Genomic DNA, 26,293 nt, shown 5'->3' with positions numbered 1-26,293 from the left:
GGTCGCCTCACTGCCTGAAAGGTCGCTGCAGGTGGGCAGACAAGCGCCCCGTCAACAGCGCCAGCACACCCACCAGCACCAGGTACATGACGCAAATGGCCGTGAACATCTCGATGGCGCGAAAATCCGTGGCGATTCGGTCCACCGCAACGAAGGTCAACTCCGCCAAGCCGATGGCCTGCAAGTACGAGGAGTTCTTCAGCAGCGAGATCGCGGTATTGAGCATCGCGGGCAGGCTGGTGCGAAAAGCGATCGGCAGGGCCACCAGCGCGAAGTACTGCACCGGCGTGAGGCTCAGGGCCAGGCTCGCCTCACGCATGCCGCGCTCCACGGTAGCCAGGCCACCGCGGATATTTTCGATCTGGTAAGCCCCTGCCCAGATCGACAGGCACAGCACCCCCGACCAGAACAATGACAACCCCAGGCCTACGGCGGGTAAGCCGTAGAAGATGAAGAACAGCTGCACCAGGATCGGCGTATTGCGGATCAGTTCTACATACAACACCACGGCCTGCGACAGCACCGGCACCTTCATGACCCGCACCGCGCCGCCCAGCACACCGATCAACAGCGAGAAGAGGATGGCCAACGCCGTGATCTTCAGTGTCATCAACACACCGTCAAGCAACGCGGGCCACTGCGCCATCAAGTAATGGATGTCGAAACTCATGATGGCGGCCGGTCAGAGCGTTTCGGCAGGTTTGGCCTGCTCGAAGACACTGATGTAATAGCTTTGGATATTCTGCGGCACGAACTGCTCGACCCAGCCGCGGAACAGGTGCTCTTCGCGCATACGCAGTACCGCAGCGTTCAGATAGTCGCGCCACTGCTCGTCGTTCTTGCGCACCCCGATGGCGGCATCGGAGATCTGGAACGGTTCGCCGATTCGGCGGGCATCCTTGTCATTGTCGGCAACCACCACCAGAGTGGCGGCGTCGTGGGTGTAGGCATCGGCCCGGCCCTGACGGAAGGCCTGCAAGGCATCGGCGGCGCTGTTCATGCGCAGGGTCTTCACATCAGGCATGTGGTCTTCGAACCACTTGGCCTGCACCGAGCCTTTGAGGGTGGCTAGCGTCTTGCCCTTGAGATCGGAAATTTTCTGCACCGGGCTGTCTTTCTTGACAACCACATCACTCGCGCCCCAGCGGTAGGGCGTGGTGAAGTCGATCACGCGTTGACGCTCGGGGGTGACGCCGAGGGTTGCGATCAGGAAGTCCACCTTGCGGCCCAGCAGTTGCGGCACGCGGTTTTCCGCGGTGACGCAGGTAAAGCTAACCTTGTCCTTGGCGCCCAGGGCCCACAACGACACTTGTTTTGCCATTTCCACCTCGACGCCAGCGAAGTCGCCCTTTTCGTCTTGGTAGCCATAGGGCGGCTGGTCGCAGCGCACGCCAACACGCAGGTGGCCCGCCTCTTTGATAGCTGCAGGCACGGCGGGCATATCGACGGCTTGAGCAGCGGACACCGCCACCAACGACATGCACGACACTGCCAGTGCAGCGCTTAGTTTCTTATACGAGAACGACATGATGCCTCCTGATTACCTGGCTGCATCGCCGCACAAGCGTGCGGCGAAACGATGAGTACAAGGGCAGAACTGAAAAGTGGCTGGAGCACCGGCTTTGTTGTGTTTTTGCCGTTATGTGCTCGACGTGCATCGCGCTGCGTCGGGGCAGACGTCGATGTGGTTCTAGTTATAAAATTTCCGAACCATGCAATCAAATGACAATACGTCAACCCATCATGCAGAAATGATATGGCCATGAACTTCAAGCAGATCGAGACTTTTCGGGCAGTGATGCTCAGCGGCTCAATGACGGCCGCTGCACAGGCGTTGCATACCTCGCAGCCGAACGTCAGCCGCCTGATCGCGCAACTCGAACGGACCAATGGCTTCAAATTGTTCGAGAGGGTGGGTGGCCGATTGGTGCCTACCGACGAAGGTGCACAGTTCTTCGCCGACGTGGAGCGTGCCTTCATCGGGCTGCAAAGCCTGGAAACCTCCGCGCAGAACCTCAAGCGTGGCGGCACTGGCCGGTTGCGCATCGGTGCAGTGCCCTCCCTGACTCACGGCCTGCTACCGGCCATCATCCAGCGCTTTCGCCAGCAGAACCCGCACGTCCACATTTCCATCCACACCAATGACTCTCCGAACGTGGCCCACTGGGCAGCCACGCGTTTCTGCGATGTGTGCCTGGTGTCCTACGTGGCCGAAGACATGGCCGGGGTGCATTCCGAAATCATCTGCGACGTGCCCGGCGTGTGCATCTTCCCCAGGGGGCATCGCCTCAGCGCCTTGGACGTGGTGACCTCGGCGGACCTCAAGGGCGAGGAGTTCATCTCGCTTTCCCACACGGACGGCTCTCGCACGCGGCTCGACCGCCTCTTTGCCGAAGAAGACCCACGCGTGCTGAATCTGGACGCCACGCACGCCGCCACGGTGTGCTCGCTGGTAGGCCGGGGCCTAGGGATCAGCGTGGTCAGCCCGCTGGTGGCGACCGAGTACTTGCATACCGGTATCGACATTCGACCGTTTACACCGGAATTACGTTTTTATACCTACTTGCTGCTGTCATCCGACCGTCCTGAAAATCTGCTGACCCAGAGGTTCCGGGTGTTGGCGGGGGAAATGCTGAAGGAGGCGGCGCAGGTGAGTTTCGAGGGTAAGCGTTCGGGCTAGGCCCTGTCTCTGCGAATACCGAGAAACCGATACAAGCCACCTCCGACAGCTGTTTCGGACCAGTCCGACATACCCACCAATGCCGCATTCTTATGCTCGCGAGTCCCTCACTCGCGGGCTAGCGGCTGACCCAACGGTCTCTCCTGACGCCCCGCTCAGGACCCGTCATGCCTCGCCCGCCCATCACGGAATTAGGTGGCAACCCGTTCAAGCCTTTCGCCCGAGAGCGGATCGAAAGTGCGATCGATCTTCAGAAGCTGTATGCCGCAATCGACCGCGATCCCGCCATCGTTGGGGCGGGGGTGGTTTATGTCGATACTCATTACAACGCGATTACCTTGCGGGCGTTTCAGCCTGTTTGTAGCGTGCTGCCGAAGAGGGTGGTGCTGCAGGAGCTGCCTAGGTCCGTTACGGCTGAGCAGTATCTTGAGCAACAGGTGAAGGATCCGCGGCAGGCTCGGTTGATTTCGGATGTTTGGAATACTGGGTTGGCGTGTACGGGGGCGATCATTGGGGTGGTACTGATGGTGTCAGGCGGCGCGGTGAGTGTTTTCACTGGCGGCGCAGGCATTGTGATCAGCGTGACTAACGCTGCTGCAGTAGTCGCATCGGCAGGCCAATGTTTCGCTGGCCTCCGACGGATTGGTCTGGAGCCGGAGCAGCCCGGAGAAAATGAATCAAATGAACCCCAAACCTGGTTCCAGATTATCTCCCCATTGCTAGACGTAATATCCCTGTTAGGAATCGCCAGCGCCTCTCTCAGTACCATCAAGTACCTTCAGATACACAAACGCGCAACCGGCCGGGGATGGTTCGCATCCAGCAGTGGCCTGAGTCGCCAGCAAAGACGCAAACTGATGACTGAGATTCTCTCAATCAAGCATCCATCTCTCACTCAAAAGCAACTGAAACTCAGGCGGCGACTCGGCCTGCTTCCTAAACGCTTTACACCAGCCCAACTCCGTAAAATGACCACTGCGCTCATTGGTGAGTCCCTCAATATCGGCATAGGCGTTGTTGGCAACGGAATTATTCAAAACCTCGCAATAACATTGTTTGAGGAGGTCAGCGAATGATGTTTTTCAGCCTCTCCTGGAGCAAATTTTACAAACGCTTCGTTCCCATAAAAATTCTTGGGATGCTGTTTACACTAATGGCCATTTCGATGTTCGGCGTAGTGGTTATCAAAACCTACTTCCCCACACATCCCAACCGACTCGAATATGCCGATTCCATAATGATGTTGTGCGCTGTAGTGCTGGTAGGCGCTCAATACGCGGTAATTCGCGGTAGACGAGGAGCCACAGAGTGGATAATGGCAATACTAATTATTACTCTGTTAGCTTGCGCAAGAGGATATTTCCAACCTGGAGTGAAGTGGGCCTCGCTGCTGGGAATGCTCTCTGCCGCAGCGGCCCTCGCCTGCTACAACAGCCGCCGCTATCGACAAATGTGCAAAAGACTTCAAGTAATCCGGCGAATGCGCGAGAGATGGATCGCGGATGGAAAATTCACGTCGATAGTTAAAACCCAATCAGTGTGGGGGCGGCCTCGTGTCGCGAAAGGGCCGCACAGCGGTCCCGGCAACTCCGAAGCAGATAAAAAGACCATCGATCCGCCTTCGGAGGTAATCACGATACAGGCCAGTGACATCCGGAATTGGCAGCGCCACGTTCGCAGAAGCAATGTCCGTACACTCCTATTTGTGGCAGTCCTGGTGGTAGCACAAATTTGGACCGGCCACCAACGCGCCCTCGAACGGGCCGAATCACAGGCCCGCGCAGCGGCCAAAGCCAAAGCGGCACAGGCGACACCGGTAGCACCAGTGCGAAGTCCACCGAGAATCGAAGTCACCGCACCCCAGGGCATCAGACCCGAAACGATCAAAGCCATAGAGCAGGCGATCCGTCGCTGATCGTGAGAGATAGACAATTCTTCAACCCAGCCACGTAGTGCGACTCAGCAATGCTTGGTGAGTCCATCAACAGCGGAGTCGGCATCATAGGAAACGGCATGATCGAAAATCTTGCAGTAACGTTGATCGAGGACGTCGGTGAATGATGTTCCTTACCTTTTGTTTGGGGACTTTCCTCAAACGATTTTTCCCAATCCTTGCGCTGGCAATGTTGCTGGCAATTATTGCCATCTCTACGGGAGCAGGCGCCATAGCAGATGTCTACTTTCGCAAGCATCCAAACTACCTTGAGTACTCCTTTACGCTGCTGATGTTGGGCACGACGGCGCTGGGGTGCGCTCAGTACTCGGTAATCCGTGGCAGAGGAAAATTCACATGGTGGATTGTAGGGGTATTGATGATATGCCTTGCAGCCAACTGCATAAGCTACTTCAAGCCTGGATTAGAGTTGTTTTCGTTGGTGGGCATGCTCTCGGCCGCCTCGGCCCTCGCCTGCTACAACAGCCGTCGCTATCGCCAAATGTGCAAAAGGCTTCAAGTAATACGGCGAATGCGCGAGGAATGGATCGCCTATGAAAAGCTCCGTCGGTAGCTCAAACCCAATCCGTGTGGGAGCGGCCTCGTGCCGCGAAAGGGCCGCAAAGCGGCCCCTGCTGTCGAGGGCCAACAACACATCCAACAGCTACCCCGCCTCCCCCGCCAAATCAATCAACCTCCCACACTCCTCCGCCGTCATCCGGCCGATGATGCGGATGGCCTGATGAATCCCCGCCGCACCTCGACCGCTCAACTGCGGGTTGTGCTCACACTCAAGCAGTTCATCGTATTGAGCCAGTGCCTCGCCCAGGAGTTCTAGGGTCCAGGCATAGGATTGGATTGTGGAAAGGCGCTCGTGATCAGTCATGGGACACCTGTCTCAGGTCGCGGGTGGACTGACTGTGGATAGGAAAAATGCGATGAGGTCGAGATACCGGAGTCGGCGACAAGCGGCGGAGAGCGGATGCGAGGATCCTGTAAGGGATAGCGATAAGCATGCATGAGATCCTTTTCAGTTGAAGCACCACGTCAATCGTCGCCAAACGATTGGGTGGCAGCTGTACGCAGGTTGGCGAACCGAGGAAAAGGAACCCGGCAGACCCGAAGGTCTCCCACGCACAGCCGCCATTGCACGAAACTGCGGACACAAAAAAAGCGCCTGCAATCGTGATCGGGGCGCCGATGCGCCTTTTCGTACGGGTCGCCAAACCCGGTCGCGGAGGTTGCCGCGACTGGGGGAATTTATGCCTAACGGGGCATCAGTGCAAGGCGCGGCGAAGCCAGAAGAAGTCGTGAGCCGCATTTTGGGAACAGTCCGACATACGCGTTGAGACGTCGCCCCTGGTCTGTTAACCCTCAACTAATCCGCCTGCAGAACACTGGGTGCAACTCGGCGCTCGCGGCGCCGCAAGCCCCCTCACGACAGACAGGTAACTTGAAAATGAAAGCGTTAGTGGCATTGGTGTTTGGCGGCCTTTGCAGCACGGCAATGGCCAATGAAGTGGCGCAGGATTTCAAGCAGCCGCCGGTTGAGCGGTACAACTACTCGCAGCACCTGGACATTGCCCGAGTGATCTCCGTGAGCGAAGTGCCCGACGTGCGCGAATTGGTACCCGCGCGCATGATCTACGAAGACTCCAAAGGCCAGCGGCATACGCTTGAATACACCGCGATGGGGAAAGGTTTGACTGACGACTGAGGCTTTGGGGTGATGCTGAATCCATGAAGGAATGTGCAGCAGTGCTACCAGATCAATAGGGCAAGTGGATGATGAAAGTGGTGCCATAGATTGGGTTGGACGTCACGGTGACCCGGCCACCATGGGCTTCGGCGATCTGCTTGACGATGAACAAACCAAGCCCGAGCGAACGCAGCGCATCTTGCCGGTCGCTACCACGCGTCATCGGCTCGAATAACTTCGGCACCAGTTCCTCGGCGATGGCAGGGCCGTGGTTGTGAACGCCCAAAACCACACCGTTGCCGCAGAACTCAGTAGTGAGCGTGATGGGATAGCGAAGGTCCCCATATGCCGCACTGTTGGCGACCAGGTTACCGATCATCTGCTGCAACCTGTCCTGGTCCACCTCGAATGTCCCTTGCCCGCGAGATAGATGACGAATGCTTGCATCGCCAAAAACAATCCTGAGCTCACTCACGGATTGGTCCATGGCCTTCAGAAGATCAACTTGTTGGCGACGGATGCCGATGCCCTGCCCGAGTTTGATCGACGCGAAATCCAGAAGATCGACGATCATGCGCTGCGCTCTTTCGGCAGAAGTGCCAATGCTGCCCAGCAGGCGACGCCCCCGGTCGGATTGGACATCGCGTGCAAGCAAATCTGTAGCCATCTTGATGGCCGTCATCGGATTCTTCAGGTCATGGCTAGCCACAGCGACCATTCGTTCAGCCAGCAGTGCCCGATGTTGCACATCCTCATAGGCTGCGGCCAACTCGACTTGGGCACGCTGCAAAGCCGATTCGGCAGCGGCCTTCTGCGCCAGCAGTTCCTCGGCGCGCTGCATTGCCAAGAATATCCCCCGCTCATTGCGGTCTCGCTGGCTAATGCCGAACAACGCCAACTGGTAGACGACACCGTCTTCACTTGCCTGCCGTACACCATTCAGCAACATGGCAACAGCTGTTCCATTGCGGTGTTGCAGGTCGACCTTAACCTCCGCAACAGAGCCCTGCATGTCCATCAATGGCTTCCAGTGTGTGCTTTGGAACACACGCCCAGCCACCGTCAGCAACTGGTCGAAACTGCACGCGTGCATCAGCGTCGAGTCGTATCCCAGCCAATCGCAGAACGTCTGGTTGGCGCGGATGATGGCGCCATCCACGGCCATGACAACCAGTCCGCACGGGGCATTCTCGAAATACGATGCTGTGAACAACTGCACGGCGTCATCCATCACTGAACCCACGTTCTACGAAGAAAACATCCATTGCAGCCGTGCATGCACTGGGTGCGCTCAACTGCGGGTAATGGCCGATGTTGTTGATGATGCTCAACTGACTGTTGGGCAGCACGCGATGCAGATAATCGCCAACCCCCATTGGCACGACCACGTCGCCGGGACATTGCAGGATCAACGTGGGTGTCGACAGCCCGCAAATGTCCTGCCGGTGATCGGACAGGAAAATCACACGGGCAAAATGCCTGGCGATAAAGGCGTTGGTGCGGGCAAAGTTTTCCAGCAGCTCTTCGTGAAGCCCCGGCTGCCCCGGTGCCCCCATCAAGACAGGCGCCATGGTCCCGGCCCAGCCGAGATAATTGTCGTCGATGGTGGCCAGCATTTGCAGCACTTCATCCGGCGAGAATCCGCCGGTGTAGTCACCCTTGTCGACGTAGCAAGGCGACCCGCCGATCATCACCAGCGCAGCAATCCGCTCTGGCGACTGCACAGTGGCCAAGGCACAGATCATCGCGCTGACCGAGTGCCCGACCAGGATCACGGGGCCTTTCGCAAATTCGTTGATGATCTCGTTAAGATCCGCTGCGTGCCCCCACAGCGACGCGTGCCTGCCATGATCGTAAGCCCCCAGGTCAGACTGCCCGGCGCCGGTCAGATCGTAGGTGACAACGCGAAAGCTCTTGGCGAAATGTGGCACCAGCAACCGCCACATGCTCTGGTCACAGCCAAACCCATGCGCCAGGATCAAGGTTGCCCCTCCGTCCCCAGCAATATGCACATTGTTACGCTTCTGCAGGGTCATAAAAATCCTGGGGTAGTTGGCTATTAGCAGCGACTGACCGCCCAATCTTCCGAAAGATTAGGTGAGTCATGGGACAAGCGGGGTGCGACTGTGGTTTGCGCAGCGGTTGAACGTGACTGTTGTGCCAGCACAGGCACACGTGGGCCACCATACGCGATACGCCTGGACATAGCCCGCGGATTATTGAACGAGGCGCTGTTCGAGCAGATTTCGAGACGGGCGGGTTCCGATGAAGACCAAATTCAGGTGCTCGATCTGCTTGTTGATCGAGCACAGGTCCGATCTACAGGTTACAGCGCTAAGCGCCGCCATGTGGACAGGAGGTGGCTGTGGGCGATGTAAGCGGAAGCGTTAGCCGCCATGAGGGTATCGCGGACCAGACACTTTCGAGGTGAACTCTCGATGTGTTCCGCAACAATCATTTGTCTCTCTTCGCTGTTATAGCCTGCTCTATCAGCGGGCTGTCATAGCCAGTAACCGAACTTGCAGGCATCGGAACGGGCTCTTGCCAGAACGGTGTCTTTCCGTCCTGACTGTCGAACCTGTGGCGGGCCTCGCGGATCTGCTCCACGTTTTCAACCACCCACGTCCAAATAGGCGACATGCGGACAAGCAGCTGCATCCCCAGCGCAGTCAGGTCATATTCAACACGGGGCGGAATCTCTTGGAACTCGTGTCGGCTGACCAAGCCATCCCGCTCAAGTGATCGCAGTGTCTTGGTCAGCATGCGCTGTGTAATGCCACGCAACTGCCGTTTGATATCGGCGTGGCGCATCGTGCCGTAGACACCTAGCGCATGCAGAATGCCCAGAGACCAGCGACTGCCCGCATGTGCAAGTACCTCACGCCTGACCCCATCGTCATCCTCTCTGAGCGTCTGGCAGATGGCTTGAGCCTGCCTCAAAGCTTCATGATCGGCCATGCTTCCCCCTGGTATCACGCGTGTGCCTTCTTACGAGCGCTGCATAGTCGTGCAAGCATTTGTCCATCTTACAGGCAACTTCAACCAGGACAAATCATGACCCATACCACCCAGCCAACCCCTCAATCGATCCTCGTATTAGGCGCAGGAGAGCTTGGGCTGCCCGTGCTTCGCAACCTTGCTCGGGTTGCAGAACGAGCCCCAGGCTCAACGGTCAGCGTGCTACTGCGCGAATCCACCATCAACACCCAAGTCCCGGCAAAAAAGGCCGAAATCGATGAGCTTCGTAGCCTCGGCATTCAGATGGTCGCTGCCGATCTGGTGAGCGACTCCATCGACCAGCTTGCGGCGGTATTCGCTCAATTCGATACCGTCATTGGCTGCGCGGGGATGGTTGCAGGCCGAGAAACTCCGATGAAGCTTGCCACTGCGGCTCTGAAATCCGGCGTCAAGCGCTATTTTCCGTGGCAGTTCGGCGTGGATTTTGAGGTGATTGGACGCGGAAGCCCGCAGGACCTTTTCGATGCCCAGCTTGACGTCCGCGAGTTGCTGAGGGCTCAAGACAAGACTGAGTGGGTCATCATCTCGACGGGGATGTTCACCAGCTTCATGTTTGAGCCCATTTTCGAAGTGGTGGACTTCGAGAATGACACGGTGAACGCGCTGGGCGGGCTGGATAACAGCGTCACCCTCACCACACCCGATGACATCGGAGCGCTGACAGCAGAAATCGTTTTCTTCGAGCCCCGCTTGCGCAACGAAATCGTATACCTCTCGGGCGACACGGTTACTTACGATGAAGTTGCTGGGCTGCTCGAACGTGTCCTTGGACGACCTTTCAAACGTAACGAATGGACGGTTCCGTATCTGATGGACGAACTGGAAAAAGACCCGACTCATCACATCAAGAAGTACCGGGCCGTGTTTGCCCAGGGCCGAGGCGTGGCCTGGCCGAAAGCGGGCACCTTTAATGAACAGCAGGCGATTCACGTCACGACCGCCGAGCAGTGGGCTCGCGCCAACCTTCAAGGAAGCTAAGCGCTAACAGAAGGTGAGGAAGTTCGGAGATGCGCCTGGGAGGGTGAAAGGGTGGGCCTGGTGCGGGAGCCAGGAGTCGTACCAACACGAAAGGGACTGAATTCGTCCGCAGGTGCCAACTGCCTGGGCCGCAGAGCAACTCGGCGACGCTCCGGAGAACCCGGTATTTCCCGTAGAACTCAGCTTGCCGAATGCCGGGCACGGCCCCCACATGCAATACCCCATCGCCACTGCCAGGCACATCGGGGCATTCGTCGCGGAGTCGCTAACCAGAAGCTGCACATAGAAAAGGCCACTTAATGTGGCCTTTTCTAATTTTCTACTAGCGTCATACCTTACCGCCACCATTCATCATCCTGTAAACCGCTACGAATGAAAGACTCATTACCAGAATGGCGAAGACTATTGCGGTATCGAAGACGCCGTATCCGCTAGCTACCGCGTACCCAGCGATCATCGCCGGAACACCCATACCGAGGTAGCAACAGAGGAAGACGACGGACAATACACCCGCGACCTCCTCGGCACGTGACTTGGATAAAACCAGTCTGATGCCACCCTGAAAACCAGCACCAAAGCCAGCTCCGGAAATCACAACGCCAAAGATAAAGGGTGTGAGCGAACCGGTGATCAATGAGGCCAAGACCATAGCCATACCGGTCAGCAGCCCCAGTGCACCAATCCAGGAGAGGGTATGCATTGACCGATTAACGAATGTCCCGATAGCAGCGACCCCACTTCCAGCGAAAGCCGCCAACACCAATCCTCCTGCCCATGACGCGGGTAGCGCAAAGAGCTGCTCAATTAGCCGTGGCCCCATCGAAGCAAAAAAACCGGCGACAGCCCAGCCAGCAACGAACAGCGACGATGCAATGATCATTGGTCCGCGCACATGCACGGGTATGCTGAATTGAGGCATCAGTGACCGGGCGGCCCCAGGTATTCTTGCGCGGACATCCCTCATGATGAGTAGACCAACGCCCTGAATGGCCAAAATAAAAGCTAGCGCCGCGAACACGGTATGAGTGGGGTACGGTAATGCCTGTGCGAATACGCTACCCATCAGAGCGCCAACAGCGCTGCCGATGGCAGGAGTGAGGGCATTCACGACCGCGCCGCGCTTGTGGTTGAGGTCAATCAAGGCTGCGCCTACCGCTGGAACAGCAGCTCCTGTCGACACGCCTTGAATCAGCCTGCCAAGCACTAGATCCGTGAAGCCATCAGCGACACCCAGCATGTACATGGCCACCAATTGCAAAACAGTCGTCCACAACAGTACTGATCGACGACCGACATAGTCGGACAGCCGTCCAAACACTAGCAGTCCGGCGAGTACTGATATGGCATAAATACTGAAGATAAAGCTGATGCCCATCGCAGTGAAATGCCACTGGTCCTGATAGATCGGATACAACGGCGTAGGTACGCTGGATCCAGCCAGGAAAGTCACTGTGATGGAAGCAAGCAGCCCAAAACGAGTCCGCGGGCCAAGACGCTGCTTGTCGTCATTGGCAATGCTTATTCCAGGGGTTATCAGAATCTGGTCCATGACTTGTGCTCACAGTAAGCGGTTGATCAACAGGCATACGCCCATCGCAAATACCAGTGTTCCCGTCCCGAAGCGCACGGCTCGCCAAGGGCGAGCGCGTGCAAAGGTGATGAAAGCCATGCGTCACACTGAAGCCAAAAGCGAATAGTTGATCGCTTTTGTAGCGTCAGCTTGTGGATTAGAAATCGCATCGAGCATACGCCCTACGACTTTTCCGCCCTTGATCAAGGCAGGGGCGTCGTGACTTGGAAGCAGGAATTTGCTGTCTGCAAGCGCCCTCTTGAGAGCTCTCTTTTCATCCAGTGTGGACATGGCACGATTCGCTGTAATCGTCGGCTCATGGGACGCTTGATCGAGAATGGGCTCAATCAATTGGTCGTGGATGTCATAGGCGATGTCGCCGCAGATATTCGCCATTCCTTCGTCAGTTTCGACCAGGACCGATATCGAGCCTGGCGTGTGTCCCCCTGACAGTCGAACTGCTACGCCAGGGATAACCTCTTCTTCGAACGTGCCGTCGACATCGAACAGGCGAATTGCGCCTCGAGTGTGGAGACGATCAATCAAATGCTTGGTATCAGCCGCGGTGTACATGAGCGGTCCCATGATGCCGGATGCAGCGAACTCCAGCTCACGACGGGAGATGCCGACAGTAGTCGCCATCGGGAAGAGATCAGTCATGCCGACATGATCGATATGAGCATGCGTGTGGACGATGTGCCGGATGTCTTTCATCCGCAACCCATGCTGGGCCAGATGGTATTCAAGCGTCATTTGCGGCGTCACTTCGTACGTCAGTCCATATTCTTCATACTGCTGGGCATTGCGTGACCCCGTATCGACCAGGATCGGTTCCTCCCCTCCAGTAATAAGAAAACCCAGAACCGGGATGGTGACGTGCTCGCCGGGGTTCCGGAACATGACCAGACCGCTCGAATCCATCTGCATGTTTCCGAGGTTAATAGGATGGATCTTCAGTGCCATGGTGATTCTCCTTGCAGGCGACGCTTGGGTTAAGACAGACCGTCAGGACGGGTAAGTACCGTCTTGCACTGCCCCATTAAGAACCGATCGGTTCAATATAGGGCGACCCAAACTCAGGCGCAAGAGAAAAAAACCATTCGGTTCAAAAAGGTGATAGGTGTTGCTCAGAGAGCCCGCAACGCTTCCATGAAGTGGCTGACCCGATCGCCAGTCCCATCAGCAGGCAAGCAGCTTTCAACGCACACCCCAGAGAAAAACACCATGATGATGTCCGCAACAATCTCTGGAGCCAGTCGGGTCTTCTCAGCCCTTACGTTGTCAGCGATTTGCGGGAGCAGGCGACGATGACAATCCACGAGCAGTTGACGGACCTGATCGGAAAGCACGGGAAACTCACGTAGCGCATTGACCGAAAAGCAGCCCATACACCCGTTATCTTGAGGGTCGCCAAGCCGAAGAAAACGCTCGATATTTGCCCATCCTTGCGGCTGAGCAGTCAGGATTTCTGGTGCTCCGCGGTTTGCGTAGTAATACGCCAAAGCGCTCAGAAACAGATCATCCTTATCCTTGAATTCTGAATACAGGCCTGACTTATTCACGCCCGTAGCCTGCTCAAGATGATGAAGAGAGGTGCCGGAGTAGCCGTACTGCCAGAACACGGGCAGTGCCTTCTCCAGAACCGTCTCACGATTGAATTTTCGAGGGCGTCCCATTTTCGGTACCTAAACGGTCGACATGATCCCAGTATCGAACCGTTCGGTTGGATAGAAAAGCGATTTCTATCCGACTCGCCTAGCATCGCGGCGAACTGCTTGCGGGGGAACCCCAAAACCTCGGATGAAGACCTCGAGCATGTGTCGACGATCCCTGAACCCGGTTTCCCTTGCTACCGTGTCCAGGCTATGGCGACTCTGCTCGATCATTAGCCGAGCTGCCTCTAGTCGTAGACTCTCCACCGCTTTCGCAGGTGATTGACCGGTTTCGGCAGTGAAGACGCGCGTGAATTGCCTTGGGCTCAGATGAACAACTTCCGCGAGCTCTTCAACACTCAGTGCCCTGTTCAAATGCTTACGTGCATAATCCAAAGCGCTCTGAATGCGATCAGACTTGGGCGCCAGAGCAAGCAATTCAGAGTGCTGAGACTGCCCTCCTGATCGGCGTTGGTGCATCACGAGCTTATGGGCCACCGATTTCGCAAGCTCCGTTCCCAAATCCTTCTCCACCATCCCCAATGCCATGTCGAGGCCCGCGGTCATTCCTGCAGAGGTCCAAACAGGGCCGTCCACAATGAAGATTCGATCCTCTTCCACCTCAATGCTCGGGTGCATGCTTTGAAGAGTCTTGGCATATGCCCAATGAGTAGTCGCACGTCGGTTATCGAGGACACCCGCTTGAGCTAAGACGAACGCTCCTGTGCAGATGCCCGCGATGCGCCTAGAGCTCTGGGCAAATCCCTGCACGCTGGACAGAACCTCTGCAGCGGGAGGCGTAAGCGGAGTGAGTGTCCCTGTGATCATCCAGCTATCTGCAAGCCCTGGATCATCCAAAGCCAGCGTATCGATGTGCATACCCAAGGATGATCGAATGGTCCCTCCTGACACCGAGTAGTTCTGAATCCGGTACACAGGCTCGCCCGCGACCATGTTCGCGAATTCAAAAACCGCCTGGGTGGCCAGAGACATCACCTGAAATCCATCCGTGACCAAGTAGCCGATTCGATGCATAACCGTGCTCCGATTGCGACGTCCTAAAACATGACCATATGCGTCGTTTAAGACAAATCTATTTTTTTGCATCATGGCTCCACACCCAAACAACGGAGCTGGACCATGACTCAGGAATACAAAGGCACCGCCCTGATCACAGGCGCATCCACCGGCATCGGCGCAATTTTCGCAGACCGCCTGGCTCAACGTGGTTATGACCTGATTCTGGTCGCCCGCAATCGTGATCGCCTGAACGCTCTTGCGAGCCGCATCACCAACGAGACTCAGCAGAGCGTTGAAGTCTTCCCCGCAGACCTGGCCAACGCAGCGGACCTGGCGCGAGTGGAACGCAAATTGCGCGAAGACGCCAGCATCAATCTGTTGGTTAACAACGCAGGCATCGGTACTCACACCCGTTTGCTGGACAGCGATGTGGAGCGAATGGCCGAGATGATTAGCCTCAACGTCACGGCACTCACTCGACTGACCTACGCCGCAGTTCCGGGCTTCATCGCTCGCCAACAGGGCGCAATCATCAATATCTCATCAATCGTCAGCCTGGCACCGGAAATTCTGAATGGCGTGTATGGCGCAAGCAAAGCCTACGTCACGGCCTTCACTCAGTCGCTGCACAAGGAGCTGACAGAACAGGGCATCAAGATTCAGGCGGTACTGCCAGGAGCTACGGCTACCGATTTCTGGGAAATCGGGGGACTGCCCGTCGAGAACCTTGATCCCAACATCGTGATGTCAGCAACCGATCTGGTGGATGGCGCCCTTCAAGACTTCGACAACGGTGTCCTGATCTCCATCCCCTCCATGCAGGACATACAGCATTTCGAGCTGTACGAAAGCAGCCGCAAGGCGCTGTTCGGACATCTCTCCAGCAACAAACTCGCTCCGCGTTACGGCGTTTAATCAATCAATTGAAAGGATACAAATCATGAAAACTAGCGCGAACACCATCTTCATTACTGGCGGCACCTCGGGCATCGGCCGCGCTCTGGCCGAAGCGTTCCACCAGCGTGGAAACAAAGTCATCATCGCGGGCCGACGCCAATCGCTGCTGGATGAAATCGCCAGCTCCAATCCCGGCATCGACACCGTTCAGCTTGATATCAATGATCCCCAGCAGATCAAGGATGTCGCACAAGAGGTTATCCGTCGCCATCCCTCGCTGAACGTCATCATCAACAATGCCGGCATCATGCCTTTCGACAACCCAGGCTCTGGCGATTATGACGATGAGCAGGCGGTAGGGCTGCTGCAAACCAACCTGCTGGGCCCGGTGCGTGTTAGCGCAGCGTTTGTAGAACATCTCAAGCGCCAACCCGATGCCTACATCATCAACAACAGCTCGGTACTGGCCTATCTGCCACTGGCCGCGACAGCCCTCTATTCAGCGACCAAAGCGGCGATTCACTCCTACTCACTATCGCAACGTTTTGCCCTGCGCGATACCAGCGTCAAGGTTCTGGAAATCGCACCGCCATGGGTCGACACCGATCTGATTCACAAAAGTGGTGATGAACGCGCCATGCCGCTGGACGAATTCATTCAAGAGACCCTGGAAAAACTGGAGACAGCGACAACCGAAGTCCTGGTTGACCGCGTCGTACCAATACGAGCCAACCAAGGGCCAAACGAGCATGAACTGATCAACCAGTTCAACGAGGCACTGGCCGCAAACCCTATCCCTGTCGCCTGAACAGCGATGCAAAAATCGTCGATGTCATCGCGCAGGTCTCGCTGCTGACATTGACGAGCTACCTGAACAACGTGGCGAAAACAGATATCGATTTCCCACCGAAAGCGATCTGATCGGACGCCTAACTTAAGCGACGTGTGCGCGCCTCCTAAAACGATCAGCCATTCCGTGAATGGCTGATCGCCTCAACCTTCAGCGAAACGGCGAAAGTCTTCCTCGGGTTAGCTAGTTTTTGAGGCTTACGAAGGGAGTTAGCCTGACATCACTCTCTGACCTGTAAAGGACAACCTCATATGAAAGCCGTAGTTTTCCAAGAAGCTGGTTTGCCGATCCAAAACGCTCGTTCCCTGTTCGAAACGGACCTGCCGAAGCCCACCCCAGGTGCTCGAGATCTGCTTGTCGAAGTGAAGGCGATTGCGGTGAACCCGGTAGATACGAAGGTGCGAGCCCGCAGTACCAGCCAAGAGGTCCAAGTGCTGGGTTGGGATACCGTTGGTGTCGTCCGTGAAGTAGGCAGCGACGTTTCACTGTTCAAAGTTGGCGACGAAGTTTTTTACGCCGGCGCGATCGATCGTCCAGGTAGCTACAGCGAATTTCACTTGGTGGATGAGCGCATCGTCGGCCAAAAACCACGTAGCCTGGACAATGCCAGTACCGCAGCCTTGCCGCTGACCTCCATTACTGCCTGGGAGCTGTTGTTCGATCGACTGGGCGTTCAGGAGAACGGTGGTAAAGGACAAAGCCTGCTGGTCATCGGCGCCGGTGGCGGGGTTGGCTCGATCCTGGTCCAGCTGGCACGCAAACTTACCCAACTCACCGTCATCGGTACAGCGTCGCGGCCAGAGACCCAGTCTTGGGTACAAGAACTGGGCGCCCACCATGTGATTGATCACTCCGCCTCGATCCCGCTGCAGCTTGAAAACCTGAAACTCAACCCGGTCGACTACGTTATCAGCCTGACCCACACCGAAACCTACCTGCACCAGATCGTTGAGGTGCTTCGCCCGCAAGGCAAACTGGCGCTGATTGATGACCCAGCACAACTGGACGTCATGCCACTCAAGCGCAAATCGCTTTCGCTGCATTGGGAACTCATGTTTACGCGCTCTCTGTATCAAACCGCAGACATGATCAAACAGCATGAGTTGCTGAACAGAATTTCCGAGCTGGTCGATAACGGCGTCATCCAGACCACCATTGGGGAACACTTCGGCAAAATCGGCTCAGATAACCTGAAGCGCGCCCATGCTCTGATCGAGAGCGGTAAAGCCAAAGGCAAGATCGTTCTCGAAGGCTTCTAACCCGCTGATACGCTCAAGGACAAGCATATGAAAGCTTTCTTCCAAGCCACTGGCCTGGCTGTCGCGGTCTCGCTCAGTGCAATGGCCATGGCCGATACCGCCTCGGGCACAGGCACCAACCCCGAACGTGTTTTCGCTTTCAATGGCGCCATGCCTACAGGCGTGACCGTCACCGAAACGGGTCGGATCTTCATCAACTTCCCTCGTTGGGGAGATGAAGTACCCTACACCGTGGCGGAGATTAAACAGGGCCATCTGGTTCCTTACCCGGACCTGAAAACGAATGTGGAAAACGCCAAGGATCCGGCCGCCGGGTTCATCAGCGTGCAGAGCGTCGTAGCTGACGGTCAAGGGCGTGTCTGGGTATTGGATACAGCCGCTCCCGCCTTCTCCGAACCCAAGGCAGGTGGAGCCAAGCTGATCGCAATCGACTTGAACACCAACAAGATCGTGAAAACAGTTGTGTTCCCGCGTGAAGTGATTCTGCCAACTACCTATGTGAATGACGTACGTTTTGATTTTCGCGTAGGTAAGGAAGGTACCGCTTACGTCACCGATTCGTCGGTAAAAGGGCCAGGTGGAATCATCGTGCTGGACCTGGCCAGCGGTACGGCAACCCGCCGCCTCAGCGGGGCCAAATCGACTTCCGTAGACCCTGAGTTCCGACCTGTCATCGAAGGGAAGCCAGCACTCATCACACGCGACGCGCAGGGTAAATCAGGATTGCTGACCGTAGCCTCGGACGGCATCGCCCTGTCGAGCGATGGTAAGACACTGTATTTCTGTCCGCTTTCGAGTCGACACCTGTATTCGGTTCCAACGGCTTTGTTGCGAGACCCCAATGTAAGCGAAGCCGAACTTGAACAAGCAGTTGTTGACCTTGGTGAAAAAGGCGCCTCCGACGGTCTTGAGGCTGATGCTAACGGAGCAGTCTATGCGGGGGATTATGAGCACAACTCCATCCGCAAACGCCTTGCCGATGGCACTTGGCAAACCGTGGTTGAGGATTCGCGAGTCCTTTGGCCGGATACCTTGTCGATCGGCCCAGACGGATATCTGTACTTCACTGCCAACCAGCTGCACCGCTCGCCTGGCTTCAACGATGGCCAAGACAAACGGGTGAAACCTTACAGCCTGATGCGCGTCAAGATCGACGCCAAGCCTGCGCAAACGCATTGATAAGGAAATGACATGCAAAAGCACATTCGCTTGGGCTACATCGACCTCAGCTTCCATGCCGCTAGCGCAGCGCTTGTGCAGCGCACGCTAGAGCGACATGGTTATCTGGTGGACGTCAGCACAGCGCCTCATGAGGAAATGTTCCGGTTGTACAGCGAAGGACAGGTAGAGATGCTCGTATCAGCCTGGCTGCCAGCCAGCCACGGTGCCTACCTGGCAGCTTGCAAGAAACCGAGCACTTCCCTTGGAGTTCTATACAACCCATTCTGCATTTGGGGTGTGCCTGATTATGTACCGGAGGATCAGGTCGCTACGATTGCAGATCTGCTGAGGCCGGATGTTGCCCAGCGGATGAGCCGCCGCATCCAAGGCATAAACCCTGGTGCCGGTATCAGTCGCTTTTCCAAAGCCATGGTGACGCAATACGCGTTGGATGCTGAAGGCTACTTTTTTGCGCAAGGCACCGAGGCTGATTGCTTCAATCGTTATGAGCAATCCTATGCCGAGCGGGAATGGTTTGTCGTGCCGCTGTGGCATCCTCAATATTTGCACCATGCCTATCAAATCCGAGCCCTAGATGAACCGCTCGGGCTGTTGGGTGGTGAAGATCAAGCAACGCTCATTGCCGCCAGTGACGTTGTGCAAGAGATGCCGAAAGAACTGATTGAGGACCTAATCTCGCTACAACCTGGCAATGCCGCGGTCAGTGAGCTTGATTTTCTTATCCGTCACAAAAAGCTTTCAGCCTTGGAAGCTGCAGACATCTGGCTCGCACGTCAGTCGGCACCGGCGGGAGCTTGAATCAGTAGCAGGGCCCCGTGCCCCGCCACTGAGCCCCGGCTAGCTTTCGAAACGTTTTGCTAGAAAGGCTCTAAGCGATTGGATGGCCGGCGTGAGCGATGTGCGATGGGCACATACCAGCTGAAGCGGCGCCGGCTGCCCATAGCTTTCCGGGAATAGCTCAACCAGGCGGCCGCTACGAAGATCCTCAGCAACATCGAGCCTGGACTTGTAAACGATCCCCAATCCGGCGACAGCCCAGCGTCGAACAATGTCGGCATCATCGCTGATTCGATCCCCCGTCACCTGAACCGTCCGCACTCCCTGTGGAAAATTGAAGCTCCAACGCTCGTAAGTTTGCTCGCCCATTACATATCTCAGGCAATTATGCTCACTCAACGCCTCAGGAGATTCCGGCATACCATGACGCGCGAGATACGCCGGCGAGGCGCAGACTGTTCTGCGGTTCATCGGTGCGAGCGCTAAGGACACCAGGCCCGAGTCACTCAACTGTCCATACCTGATACTAGCGTCCAGATGTTCCCCCACCAGATCAGCCACCTGATCACTAACCCGCAATTGCAGACGTACCATGGGGTGCGTTTGCTGAAACTCATCTAGCCATGGGAGCAACACGTTCCTGCCGATATCAGATGGCATCGACAAACGAATAGTGCCAGCGATCTCGTCACGGCCCTGGGTCAACGCTACCTCACCATTATCAAGTGCTTCCAAGGCTTGCCGCGCGTGCGGCAAGTAGCGTTCGCCATCATCGGATAATCTCAACCGACGCGTCGAGCGAACAAACAATCTCGCGCCCAAGTTGCTTTCCAGACGCTGAATGGCACCGCTCGCCAAGGCGGGCGAGATGTCAAGCAACCGCGCCGCGGCGGAGAAACTACCCGCAGCAGCCGTCGATACGAAGACCTGCAGATCATCGATTCGTATGATTTTCTTCACTTTGACGAAATTCTTTACGTGATGGCGAGGTTTTTCAGCGTAATGGGAAAAATGATCATTGCCCAGCCCTTCAAACAGGAACTTGCAATGACCTTCTCTAAACGATTTGTACTAACAGCTGTGATGGCAGGCTTGATCGGTGTAGCCCACGCCGAAGTGCCGCCAACCCTTCACGTGGTAGCCCAATCGGCAAATGCCGTATGGAATGCGGTGGCTGTGGACAGCGCCGGAAGCCTATACGTATCGGGCCCAAAATGGACTGGCTCAGCGGGGCCATCCGTATCGAAGCTAGACCCAGCAGGCCAGCCCCATCCCTTTCCAAATGAGCGCTGGAATAGCAATGACGCAACCATTCCGGCCGAACAGCGCTTCGTCAATGTCAATGCAATGCGTGTTGATGACAATAGCCGGCTGTGGATTGTCGATGCAGGCGTAACTGACTTCGGCGGTAAAGTCATTCCAGGTGGTGCAAAGGTCGTGGTCGTTGACCTAAAAAGCGGCGAAGTGATCAAGGTCATCCCATTCGACAGCAGCATCGCTCAAGAACATAGCTACATCGACGATATCCGCCTCAATGGCAAGCATGCCTACCTGACGGACGCTGGCGTTCCTGGCATCGTTGTCTTGGACTTCGAAACCAACAAAGCCCGGCGCGTCTTAACGACCAGTCCTGCTGTACGCGCACCCACGAACCGCGACATTATCCTGAGCGGCAAAGTAGTCAGAGCGCCAGATGGGACAGCATTGAGGGTGCACTCCGATCCCCTTGAAGTATCCCCGGACGGGAAATGGCTCTACTTTGCACCGTTGGAAGGCCCTTGGCACAAGATTGAAACGCGCTGGCTGGATGACGCCAACCTGCCTGAAGCTGAGCTCATCAAAAATGTCGAGTTCTGGCGAGACCTGCCGCCGGTCGGTGGAACAGTCATGGACAGCAAGGGCAATTTCTACTTCAGTGGCCTGGCTGAAGATAGCGTCAAGCGAATCGCCACTGACGGCACCATTCAAACCATTGCACAGGACAGTCGCCTGCACTGGGTCGATGCACCGGCGTTCGACAACCAGGGCAGATTGTACTTGCCGGCAGCACAAGTTGATCGAGTAGGCTTGTTCAACAATGGCGCATCGAAGGTCGAGCGACCACTGAGCGTCTATCGTATAGACCCTAAGTAACCTCACTGCACCCGTTTCAGAGCTGATGCCTTGTGCATTGCGAGCTCTGAAACGGGTTTATCGAAAAGCCTCCGCCAACCTTTATGGTTTAGGTCCGGCGGGAGCGCGAAGCTAATGCAGAAACCACGACCCCCAAAACCACCAGGCCGAGCCCGGCAAGGAACATGGTGGAAACGGTCGCACCGAAAGCCAAGCAAGAGAACACTGTTCCAATGAGGGGTACCCCAAGGGTGAAATTTGACATGCCAAACGTCGAAATTCGCCGTCCGTACTCCGCAGAGATCACAAAGCACGCCGATGTCGCAATCGGACCAATGAAAAACAATTCCTCAGCCAGTTTCCTATCCAAGACAAGGGATGTCGGTGGGCCTTCGCTGACATATGCTGCAATCGCCAACGGTATGGTAGCCAAGAGCATCTGCCACGGGGCAAGCGCCAGAGGCGGGGTCACCCACCGATGACGTTTCACGTGAAGGATGACAATTGCCCAACTGACCGCTGCAAGAAGCAGGAATATTGCCCCCAACACTGTTTCCCGGTTTGTCCATTCGAGCTCTCCTGGGGAGCACACAGCCGCGATCCCTGACATCCCTATGACAAGCCCTGCAATCTGCAACCGAGAGGGCATTTCACGGAACATGACCCAGGCGACAACCACACACCACAGTGGCGTTGTGTATGCCAAGAGCACAGCGCGGCTAGTATCGACATGAACCATCGCCACCATACCCAGACCTGTGAAAGCCATCATCTGCAACAAACCCACGCTTGCGATGATTGGCATATCCCCTCTAACGGGAAGCTTGAGCTGTCCTCTCGCGACCAGATAAGCAACAAGACAAACCGCGGCACTGGCGAAACGAATGGTAGCCAGCCAGAGCGGAGGTACGTCATGCAATGCAAGCTTAGTAACCGGCCAGCTACTTCCCCACAGAAGCACCATGACACCAAGCCAAACGTAAGTTGAAGATATCCCGAAATTCTTGGAGCGAGTCTTAAACACTTGCTGAGTTGAAGCGCGCATGGTGCCACCTCGTTGCAATCTAGTTACGTAGCACCATGATATTTTTGAGCACGCGAAAAAACGTACCTATCTCTTCCTCAGAAGTAGAAATACCGGTACATTTCATTGGAAAGCTCTCATGCAGAGGAAAAATTTACCATGAGCCGCTCAAAGCTCGATGACGCTAGCCTGCGTATCCTTGATGCACTCCAAGAAAACGCGGAGTTAAGCAATGCCGAACTCGCTGAAATGGTAGGGCTTTCAACTTCACCGTGCTGGCGACGTGTCTCAGAGATGAAGGAAAGTGGGGTCTTGCGAGGCGCCGTTACGCTAGTTGATCCTGCAGCGCTCGGCCTTGCAATAAATGTATTCGTACACGTGTCGCTCAAACTCCAGGACAAGCAGTCTCTAGAAGTATTTACGAACGCGATCAGGGAGCGCCCAGAGGTGATGGAGTGCTATTTGATGAGCGGCGAGGCGGACTTTATGCTGAGGGTGGTAAGCGAAGACCTGACAAAGTATCAGACGCTACTGCTTGACTGTTTGACGACCATACCCGTTGTGGCAAGCATCAAATCGAGTTTCGCACTTAGCCAAGTTAAATATACGACTGCACTGCCCACGAATCACTTGAGAGGGCGCACTTCAGCGAGCAATAACTAACGTTCGTTCTATCTTTCGCTCCTCAACCGAGGAGTGAACTCTTCCTCCATTTCCTTGATCCATCGACTCAGCGTTGGGACGGCAATATTTAGGGAAAATGTGGCGCTAGTAAAATGACTGGCTTCAGCCACCGCCAAGAACACTTAAAAGTTCTGGCCTCCACTAACTTATGTCTCACCTGAGAACCTGAAAAGTCCGAAACCAAACTGAGACGCTACGTTAGCTTAGAGCTCATGGCAAACCGTTTCCAAGCCAGAAGTTTGGGTTTACAACAGTCTCCACCTGTACAGCAGAAGCAGCTGGAGCCAAGCGAAAAACCTGGACACTCGCTTTGCCGTCGATAGCCGCGCTTAAATTTTTATACGCCTCACCGAGTGTATGTTGAGTCAGCGCATCATCATTTTGCCAAAGCTCAAGCATGGTCCAGTGGCCTTGAGTGTCCATGTTTTCAAAAAGACGATAATGAAGACACCCATGCTCTGACTGCGTCGCTTCGACAGCTATCAGCAGAGCGCTGTGAACCTCGGCTACTGATGATGGATCTGCGGTGATATGCGCTACAACGGTAATCGTACTAGTCATGGCGAGCACCCAGTTTGTTGATACCTTAGCTTGATCACATCCACTAGCACGTGAAACCCAAAGGGTAGCGAAACAGTTTCAACAAATTGACGAAAGTCCCTTTGTTGCTCCTGGATGTAGCCCGCGCTTTCAAGGGTAGGAGCAGCCTTACTCCTAACGTCTGCCCTGGCAAGCATCGCACTCCGGAAGGTCGGATTTATCGGCAAAACGGTGCGCTGAGCTACCTGAGATGATTGGACAAGAACCTGAGCCGAAAGCGAAAGAGCTCGTGCAGCTTCGCCAATAGCATGGTCATCAAGGGAGTCGAATAGATCCCGCCAACAAACGAGCGACACGCCGCTCATGCAAACAAATTGGAGATGATCATGAAAAAATTCATTGTTGCCCTCGCCTTAATGACCCCGGCCGCTTTCGCGGTAGCACAAGGCAACAATCCGGACACAGACGCTCACCAGTACCGCTACGGTGACGTGATTGACGTGGATAAAGTAGTCTCGCAAGACGTTGTGGTTCAGTCCGAAACTTCACAGGCGCTGGAAACGGTGAAGCTGGTGTACCGTGATCACGCGGGGGTAGAGCACGACCTTTACTACAAACGCGTCGCTGAAACTCACCAAGACAGCTGATATACGATTTGGTGATTGGCCCGTCGCTATGCGCCGGGCCCACCGCGAATTCACACCGCATCCTTAGCGAGCCTAGCCTCCAATTCACCCAGCTTTCGCTCTCGCCGATATTGTCTAGGGGTCTGCCCCAGCACATCCTTGAAGACTTTGCTGAATGACGCCTGCGTTTGGTAACCCACCTCCAAAGCGATATCACTCAAACCAGAGTCCGTCTTTGCCAACAGCAAGCATGCGATTTCCATCCTGATTCGAACCAGCAAGGTTCCCGGCGGACAACCTGCTATGCGCGTAAAGGCCCTCATAAAGCTGGCGCGCGACATGTTGGCCATTTCTGCCATGCGCTCAACGGTCCAGGCGTCTGAGGGATCCTCTAACAACGCATGCCATACCTTGGAAAGACGACGGTCAGCCAGAAGACCGATGCTACTTTCAACAGGTGGGCTGGTATCCAGCCATGACCGCAGAACCATTGTGAACAGCGCGGTAGTCAGGGCATCGACTATGGATCGAGCACCGTGATGGTTGGCTTCGGCTTCGCTACGAATCAGCCCAGTCATTGCAGAGAGCGCAGAAGCGGACTGTGTCGAACTCAAGCTGACATGGATGTACTCAGGCAGCGCCTCGAAAAGTGATGAGCCTGGCTGGTAAATAAACCTCCCACATAGCAGATCCAAGGGCTCACCTTCGCCTTTTAACCGATGCAAAGGTAAAAGCCCCTCGCGAACGACCACCGGACTATTTGGCTGATCAACATCCGAATCACTTTGAAGCAAGTGGCCGGTGCCGTGTGGGAGCAACAGGATGTCGCCCGCGTTGAGTTCTATAAGGCTGTGGTCAGGCAAGCGTAATTGGCAGCGGCCTGAGAGGACGATGTGGTAACGCGCAGTACCGAGCTCATCCGGCTGATGGTCAATCGACCAACGCCCCGCAAAATGGCAACGCAGATCCATGCTGCCGCGCACATCAGCAAGCGTGATGAGTTTGTCTAACGTCGTCATGGTCATCTCTTCAGAAGGCTATCCGGGCGCAATTTAAACCAACCCAGGGGAAAGCGCAGTCGCCAAAGGCGATGATTGAGACGATTGGCAAAAAGGCGGAGCGCATCCGGCAAAAGCGCGAAGCGGAATCTTCTTAGGATGGACTCATCTTGAAACCACAAGGAATCACACCATGAGTCCCTTTCAACTGCTGGTCATTGCAAGCCGCCTGGATAAGCTTGGAATTCATCTCGTTCGCTTTGGCGTGGCCATTGTTTTCCTGTGGATTGGTGCGTTGAAATTCGTGCCCTACGAGGCTGACAGCATCACTCCATTTGTGGCAAACAGCCCATTCTTCTCGTTCCTCTATGCACACCCAGAGGCCTATCGGGAGCACTTCACGCATGAAGGCCAGCTCGACCTAGCGCAGCGTGCTTGGCAAGTTGCCAACCATACCTATGCCTTCTCAAATGGACTGGGCGTGGTCGAGATGAGCATAGGGTTTTTGGTATTGGCTTACCTTGTCTCACCGAAGCTGGGGCTCGCGGGAGCTGTGCTCGCTTTCCTCACACCCATCGTGACGCTGTCGTTCCTGATCACAACGCCTGAAGCGTGGGTAGCGAATCTAGGAGATGCTCAATTCGGCTTCCCGTACCTTTCTGGAGCTGGACGCTTGGTCTTGAAGGATGTGTTGATGCTGGCAGGTAGTGTGTTGATGATTGCTGACTCTGCTAAGCAGCTAATTAATGGCACCAGCCTGATCAATCTGGATAAGAAGAGAGTGAGTGGTTAGG

General features: G+C 55.7%; 30 protein-coding genes and 1 pseudogene. 16 read left to right on the top strand and 15 right to left on the bottom strand.

The features are described from left to right. Positions 1-7: 7 nt before the first annotated feature. The gene (locus AB688_RS06910; protein WP_063543017.1) at positions 8-670 is read right to left on the bottom strand and encodes an amino acid ABC transporter permease; all 663 of its coding nucleotides are present in this window, start codon (positions 668-670) and stop codon (positions 8-10) included. Positions 671-682: 12 nt separating this feature from the next. Next, positions 683-1,528: a transporter substrate-binding domain-containing protein gene (locus AB688_RS06905; protein ID WP_081255202.1), complete on the bottom strand. Its 846-nt coding sequence runs from the start codon at positions 1,526-1,528 to the stop codon at positions 683-685. Between the two features lie 234 nt (positions 1,529-1,762). Between AB688_RS06905 and AB688_RS06900 the strand changes: the two genes are divergently transcribed. The 4 genes from AB688_RS06900 (at position 1,763) to AB688_RS06885 (ending at position 5,187) form a co-directional block, all read left to right on the top strand. Then, on the top strand, positions 1,763-2,680 hold the full coding sequence (locus tag AB688_RS06900; protein WP_063543015.1) for a LysR substrate-binding domain-containing protein: 918 nt from the start codon (positions 1,763-1,765) through the stop codon (positions 2,678-2,680). A 167-nt stretch (positions 2,681-2,847) separates the two neighbouring features. Continuing rightward, on the top strand, positions 2,848-3,756 hold the full coding sequence (locus AB688_RS06895) for a hypothetical protein (RefSeq protein WP_063543013.1): 909 nt from the start codon (positions 2,848-2,850) through the stop codon (positions 3,754-3,756). Next, a complete protein-coding gene (locus AB688_RS06890) occupies positions 3,753-4,595 on the top strand; it encodes a hypothetical protein (protein WP_063543011.1) in 843 nt (280 codons plus the stop codon). Before AB688_RS06895 ends, AB688_RS06890 begins: the two co-directional genes overlap by 4 nt. Positions 4,596-4,737: 142 nt before the next feature. Next, on the top strand, positions 4,738-5,187 hold the full coding sequence (locus AB688_RS06885) for a hypothetical protein (RefSeq protein ID WP_063543009.1): 450 nt from the start codon (positions 4,738-4,740) through the stop codon (positions 5,185-5,187). A gap of 90 nt (positions 5,188-5,277) precedes the next feature. Here AB688_RS06885 and AB688_RS06880 read toward each other — a convergent pair whose 3' ends face one another. After that, entirely contained in the window at positions 5,278-5,499 is a 222-nt protein-coding gene (locus AB688_RS06880; protein WP_063543007.1) for a hypothetical protein, read from the bottom strand. 573 nt (positions 5,500-6,072) lie between these two features. Between AB688_RS06880 and AB688_RS06875 the strand changes: the two genes are divergently transcribed. Further along, positions 6,073-6,330 (top strand): DUF2790 domain-containing protein, encoded by a 258-nt coding sequence (locus tag AB688_RS06875; RefSeq protein WP_063543005.1) that lies wholly within the window; start codon positions 6,073-6,075, stop codon positions 6,328-6,330. A 52-nt stretch (positions 6,331-6,382) separates the two neighbouring features. Here AB688_RS06875 and AB688_RS06870 read toward each other — a convergent pair whose 3' ends face one another. From AB688_RS06870 to AB688_RS06860, 3 genes are all read right to left on the bottom strand, one after another. Then, positions 6,383-7,543, bottom strand: a complete 1,161-nt coding sequence (locus tag AB688_RS06870; RefSeq protein WP_063543003.1) for a PAS domain-containing sensor histidine kinase — start codon at positions 7,541-7,543, stop codon at positions 6,383-6,385. Further along, positions 7,536-8,348: an alpha/beta fold hydrolase gene (locus tag AB688_RS06865; RefSeq protein WP_063543001.1), complete on the bottom strand. Its 813-nt coding sequence runs from the start codon at positions 8,346-8,348 to the stop codon at positions 7,536-7,538. Before AB688_RS06865 ends, AB688_RS06870 begins: the two co-directional genes overlap by 8 nt. A 418-nt stretch (positions 8,349-8,766) precedes the next feature. After that, positions 8,767-9,270: a winged helix-turn-helix transcriptional regulator gene (locus AB688_RS06860; RefSeq protein ID WP_063542999.1), complete on the bottom strand. Its 504-nt coding sequence runs from the start codon at positions 9,268-9,270 to the stop codon at positions 8,767-8,769. Positions 9,271-9,366: 96 nt separating this feature from the next. Here AB688_RS06860 and AB688_RS06855 point away from each other — a divergent pair, with 96 nt between their 5' ends. Continuing rightward, entirely contained in the window at positions 9,367-10,308 is a 942-nt protein-coding gene (locus AB688_RS06855; RefSeq protein WP_063542997.1) for an aromatic alcohol reductase, read from the top strand. A gap of 328 nt (positions 10,309-10,636) precedes the next feature. On the opposite strand, the gene AB688_RS06850 is transcribed toward AB688_RS06855, so the two are convergent. From AB688_RS06850 to AB688_RS06835, 4 genes are all read right to left on the bottom strand, one after another. Then, entirely contained in the window at positions 10,637-11,857 is a 1,221-nt protein-coding gene (locus tag AB688_RS06850; RefSeq protein WP_063542995.1) for an MFS transporter, read from the bottom strand. A gap of 123 nt (positions 11,858-11,980) precedes the next feature. Continuing rightward, on the bottom strand, positions 11,981-12,841 hold the full coding sequence (locus tag AB688_RS06845; RefSeq protein WP_063542993.1) for an N-acyl homoserine lactonase family protein: 861 nt from the start codon (positions 12,839-12,841) through the stop codon (positions 11,981-11,983). Positions 12,842-13,005: 164 nt separating this feature from the next. Further along, positions 13,006-13,554, bottom strand: coding sequence for a TetR/AcrR family transcriptional regulator (locus tag AB688_RS06840; protein WP_063542991.1), 549 nt, complete (start codon positions 13,552-13,554; stop codon positions 13,006-13,008). A 66-nt stretch (positions 13,555-13,620) separates the two neighbouring features. After that, positions 13,621-14,565 carry a GlxA family transcriptional regulator gene (locus AB688_RS06835; protein ID WP_063542989.1) on the bottom strand — a complete coding sequence of 315 codons (945 nt, stop codon included), beginning with the start codon at positions 14,563-14,565 and terminating at the stop codon, positions 13,621-13,623. 105 nt (positions 14,566-14,670) lie between these two features. On the opposite strand from AB688_RS06835, the gene AB688_RS06830 reads away from it, so the two are divergent. The 6 genes and pseudogenes from AB688_RS06830 to AB688_RS06810 all read left to right on the top strand — a co-directional run bounded on the left by AB688_RS06830 (position 14,671) and on the right by AB688_RS06810 (position 19,536). Beyond that, entirely contained in the window at positions 14,671-15,465 is a 795-nt protein-coding gene (locus AB688_RS06830; protein ID WP_063542987.1) for an SDR family NAD(P)-dependent oxidoreductase, read from the top strand. A 25-nt stretch (positions 15,466-15,490) separates the two neighbouring features. After that, positions 15,491-16,255, top strand: coding sequence for an SDR family oxidoreductase (locus AB688_RS06825; protein ID WP_063542985.1), 765 nt, complete (start codon positions 15,491-15,493; stop codon positions 16,253-16,255). A 2-nt stretch (positions 16,256-16,257) separates the two neighbouring features. Next, positions 16,258-16,368, top strand: a pseudogene (locus tag AB688_RS27130) (carboxymuconolactone decarboxylase family protein); the annotation flags it as partial. Positions 16,369-16,548: 180 nt separating this feature from the next. After that, positions 16,549-17,556: a zinc-binding alcohol dehydrogenase family protein gene (locus tag AB688_RS06820; protein ID WP_063542983.1), complete on the top strand. Its 1,008-nt coding sequence runs from the start codon at positions 16,549-16,551 to the stop codon at positions 17,554-17,556. An 81-nt stretch (positions 17,557-17,637) separates the two neighbouring features. Beyond that, the gene (locus AB688_RS06815) at positions 17,638-18,735 is read left to right on the top strand and encodes a major royal jelly family protein (RefSeq protein WP_226938348.1); all 1,098 of its coding nucleotides are present in this window, start codon (positions 17,638-17,640) and stop codon (positions 18,733-18,735) included. Between the two features lie 12 nt (positions 18,736-18,747). Further along, positions 18,748-19,536 (top strand): glycine betaine ABC transporter substrate-binding protein, encoded by a 789-nt coding sequence (locus AB688_RS06810; protein ID WP_063542979.1) that lies wholly within the window; start codon positions 18,748-18,750, stop codon positions 19,534-19,536. Positions 19,537-19,575: 39 nt separating this feature from the next. On the opposite strand, the gene AB688_RS06805 is transcribed toward AB688_RS06810, so the two are convergent. Further along, positions 19,576-20,466: a LysR family transcriptional regulator gene (locus AB688_RS06805; protein WP_063546637.1), complete on the bottom strand. Its 891-nt coding sequence runs from the start codon at positions 20,464-20,466 to the stop codon at positions 19,576-19,578. Positions 20,467-20,517: 51 nt separating this feature from the next. Between AB688_RS06805 and AB688_RS06800 the strand changes: the two genes are divergently transcribed. Then, positions 20,518-21,648 carry an L-dopachrome tautomerase-related protein gene (locus AB688_RS06800; protein ID WP_196759879.1) on the top strand — a complete coding sequence of 377 codons (1,131 nt, stop codon included), beginning with the start codon at positions 20,518-20,520 and terminating at the stop codon, positions 21,646-21,648. An 88-nt stretch (positions 21,649-21,736) separates the two neighbouring features. Here AB688_RS06800 and AB688_RS06795 read toward each other — a convergent pair whose 3' ends face one another. Next, the gene (locus AB688_RS06795; protein WP_063542977.1) at positions 21,737-22,672 is read right to left on the bottom strand and encodes a DMT family transporter; all 936 of its coding nucleotides are present in this window, start codon (positions 22,670-22,672) and stop codon (positions 21,737-21,739) included. A gap of 138 nt (positions 22,673-22,810) precedes the next feature. On the opposite strand from AB688_RS06795, the gene AB688_RS06790 reads away from it, so the two are divergent. Next, positions 22,811-23,314, top strand: coding sequence for an Lrp/AsnC family transcriptional regulator (locus tag AB688_RS06790; RefSeq protein ID WP_063542975.1), 504 nt, complete (start codon positions 22,811-22,813; stop codon positions 23,312-23,314). Between the two features lie 8 nt (positions 23,315-23,322). On the opposite strand, the gene AB688_RS27480 is transcribed toward AB688_RS06790, so the two are convergent. Together AB688_RS27480 and AB688_RS26095 are read right to left on the bottom strand one after the other, a co-directional pair. Further along, positions 23,323-23,445 carry a hypothetical protein gene (locus tag AB688_RS27480; protein ID WP_196759878.1) on the bottom strand — a complete coding sequence of 41 codons (123 nt, stop codon included), beginning with the start codon at positions 23,443-23,445 and terminating at the stop codon, positions 23,323-23,325. Positions 23,446-23,545: 100 nt separating this feature from the next. After that, positions 23,546-23,896, bottom strand: a complete 351-nt coding sequence (locus AB688_RS26095; RefSeq protein ID WP_081255201.1) for a putative quinol monooxygenase — start codon at positions 23,894-23,896, stop codon at positions 23,546-23,548. A 365-nt stretch (positions 23,897-24,261) separates the two neighbouring features. On the opposite strand from AB688_RS26095, the gene AB688_RS06785 reads away from it, so the two are divergent. Next, positions 24,262-24,522, top strand: coding sequence for a DUF2790 domain-containing protein (locus tag AB688_RS06785; RefSeq protein ID WP_193217512.1), 261 nt, complete (start codon positions 24,262-24,264; stop codon positions 24,520-24,522). 50 nt (positions 24,523-24,572) lie between these two features. On the opposite strand, the gene AB688_RS06780 is transcribed toward AB688_RS06785, so the two are convergent. Further along, on the bottom strand, positions 24,573-25,520 hold the full coding sequence (locus tag AB688_RS06780) for an AraC family transcriptional regulator (protein WP_063542971.1): 948 nt from the start codon (positions 25,518-25,520) through the stop codon (positions 24,573-24,575). A 172-nt stretch (positions 25,521-25,692) separates the two neighbouring features. Between AB688_RS06780 and rclC the strand changes: the two genes are divergently transcribed. After that, positions 25,693-26,292 carry a reactive chlorine resistance membrane protein RclC gene (gene rclC, locus AB688_RS06775; protein WP_063542969.1) on the top strand — a complete coding sequence of 200 codons (600 nt, stop codon included), beginning with the start codon at positions 25,693-25,695 and terminating at the stop codon, positions 26,290-26,292. Position 26,293 lies beyond the last annotated feature (1 nt).

The sequence above is a fragment of the Pseudomonas putida genome, from assembly GCF_001636055.1.
Classification (GTDB): domain Bacteria; phylum Pseudomonadota; class Gammaproteobacteria; order Pseudomonadales; family Pseudomonadaceae; genus Aquipseudomonas; species Aquipseudomonas machongensis.
Note: the sequence above shows the minus strand (reverse complement) of the source record. Positions and strands in the feature narration are given on the sequence as shown.

What these genes read in the sequence shown, in the direction of transcription:
- AB688_RS06790 (WP_063542975.1), top strand. Translation starts at nt 22,811, where the DNA reads ATGAGCCGCTCAAAGCTCGATGACGCTAGCCTGCGTATCCTTGATGCA.
- AB688_RS06795 (WP_063542977.1), bottom strand. Translation starts at nt 22,672, where the DNA reads ATGCGCGCTTCAACTCAGCAAGTGTTTAAGACTCGCTCCAAGAATTTC.
- AB688_RS06890 (WP_063543011.1), top strand. Translation starts at nt 3,753, where the DNA reads ATGATGTTTTTCAGCCTCTCCTGGAGCAAATTTTACAAACGCTTCGTT.
- AB688_RS06905 (WP_081255202.1), bottom strand. Translation starts at nt 1,528, where the DNA reads ATGTCGTTCTCGTATAAGAAACTAAGCGCTGCACTGGCAGTGTCGTGC.
- AB688_RS06810 (WP_063542979.1), top strand. Translation starts at nt 18,748, where the DNA reads ATGCAAAAGCACATTCGCTTGGGCTACATCGACCTCAGCTTCCATGCC.
- rclC (WP_063542969.1), top strand. Translation starts at nt 25,693, where the DNA reads ATGAGTCCCTTTCAACTGCTGGTCATTGCAAGCCGCCTGGATAAGCTT.
- AB688_RS06815 (WP_226938348.1), top strand. Translation starts at nt 17,638, where the DNA reads ATGGCCATGGCCGATACCGCCTCGGGCACAGGCACCAACCCCGAACGT.
- AB688_RS06820 (WP_063542983.1), top strand. Translation starts at nt 16,549, where the DNA reads ATGAAAGCCGTAGTTTTCCAAGAAGCTGGTTTGCCGATCCAAAACGCT.
- AB688_RS06895 (WP_063543013.1), top strand. Translation starts at nt 2,848, where the DNA reads ATGCCTCGCCCGCCCATCACGGAATTAGGTGGCAACCCGTTCAAGCCT.
- AB688_RS06855 (WP_063542997.1), top strand. Translation starts at nt 9,367, where the DNA reads ATGACCCATACCACCCAGCCAACCCCTCAATCGATCCTCGTATTAGGC.
- AB688_RS06860 (WP_063542999.1), bottom strand. Translation starts at nt 9,270, where the DNA reads ATGGCCGATCATGAAGCTTTGAGGCAGGCTCAAGCCATCTGCCAGACG.
- AB688_RS06835 (WP_063542989.1), bottom strand. Translation starts at nt 14,565, where the DNA reads ATGCATCGAATCGGCTACTTGGTCACGGATGGATTTCAGGTGATGTCT.
- AB688_RS06840 (WP_063542991.1), bottom strand. Translation starts at nt 13,554, where the DNA reads ATGGGACGCCCTCGAAAATTCAATCGTGAGACGGTTCTGGAGAAGGCA.
- AB688_RS06910 (WP_063543017.1), bottom strand. Translation starts at nt 670, where the DNA reads ATGAGTTTCGACATCCATTACTTGATGGCGCAGTGGCCCGCGTTGCTT.
- AB688_RS06865 (WP_063543001.1), bottom strand. Translation starts at nt 8,348, where the DNA reads ATGACCCTGCAGAAGCGTAACAATGTGCATATTGCTGGGGACGGAGGG.
- AB688_RS06875 (WP_063543005.1), top strand. Translation starts at nt 6,073, where the DNA reads ATGAAAGCGTTAGTGGCATTGGTGTTTGGCGGCCTTTGCAGCACGGCA.
- AB688_RS06900 (WP_063543015.1), top strand. Translation starts at nt 1,763, where the DNA reads ATGAACTTCAAGCAGATCGAGACTTTTCGGGCAGTGATGCTCAGCGGC.
- AB688_RS06880 (WP_063543007.1), bottom strand. Translation starts at nt 5,499, where the DNA reads ATGACTGATCACGAGCGCCTTTCCACAATCCAATCCTATGCCTGGACC.
- AB688_RS06800 (WP_196759879.1), top strand. Translation starts at nt 20,518, where the DNA reads ATGGGAAAAATGATCATTGCCCAGCCCTTCAAACAGGAACTTGCAATG.
- AB688_RS06885 (WP_063543009.1), top strand. Translation starts at nt 4,738, where the DNA reads ATGATGTTCCTTACCTTTTGTTTGGGGACTTTCCTCAAACGATTTTTC.
- AB688_RS06780 (WP_063542971.1), bottom strand. Translation starts at nt 25,520, where the DNA reads ATGACGACGTTAGACAAACTCATCACGCTTGCTGATGTGCGCGGCAGC.
- AB688_RS06845 (WP_063542993.1), bottom strand. Translation starts at nt 12,841, where the DNA reads ATGGCACTGAAGATCCATCCTATTAACCTCGGAAACATGCAGATGGAT.
- AB688_RS06830 (WP_063542987.1), top strand. Translation starts at nt 14,671, where the DNA reads ATGACTCAGGAATACAAAGGCACCGCCCTGATCACAGGCGCATCCACC.
- AB688_RS06825 (WP_063542985.1), top strand. Translation starts at nt 15,491, where the DNA reads ATGAAAACTAGCGCGAACACCATCTTCATTACTGGCGGCACCTCGGGC.
- AB688_RS06785 (WP_193217512.1), top strand. Translation starts at nt 24,262, where the DNA reads ATGAAAAAATTCATTGTTGCCCTCGCCTTAATGACCCCGGCCGCTTTC.
- AB688_RS06850 (WP_063542995.1), bottom strand. Translation starts at nt 11,857, where the DNA reads ATGGACCAGATTCTGATAACCCCTGGAATAAGCATTGCCAATGACGAC.
- AB688_RS06870 (WP_063543003.1), bottom strand. Translation starts at nt 7,543, where the DNA reads ATGGATGACGCCGTGCAGTTGTTCACAGCATCGTATTTCGAGAATGCC.
- AB688_RS26095 (WP_081255201.1), bottom strand. Translation starts at nt 23,896, where the DNA reads ATGACTAGTACGATTACCGTTGTAGCGCATATCACCGCAGATCCATCA.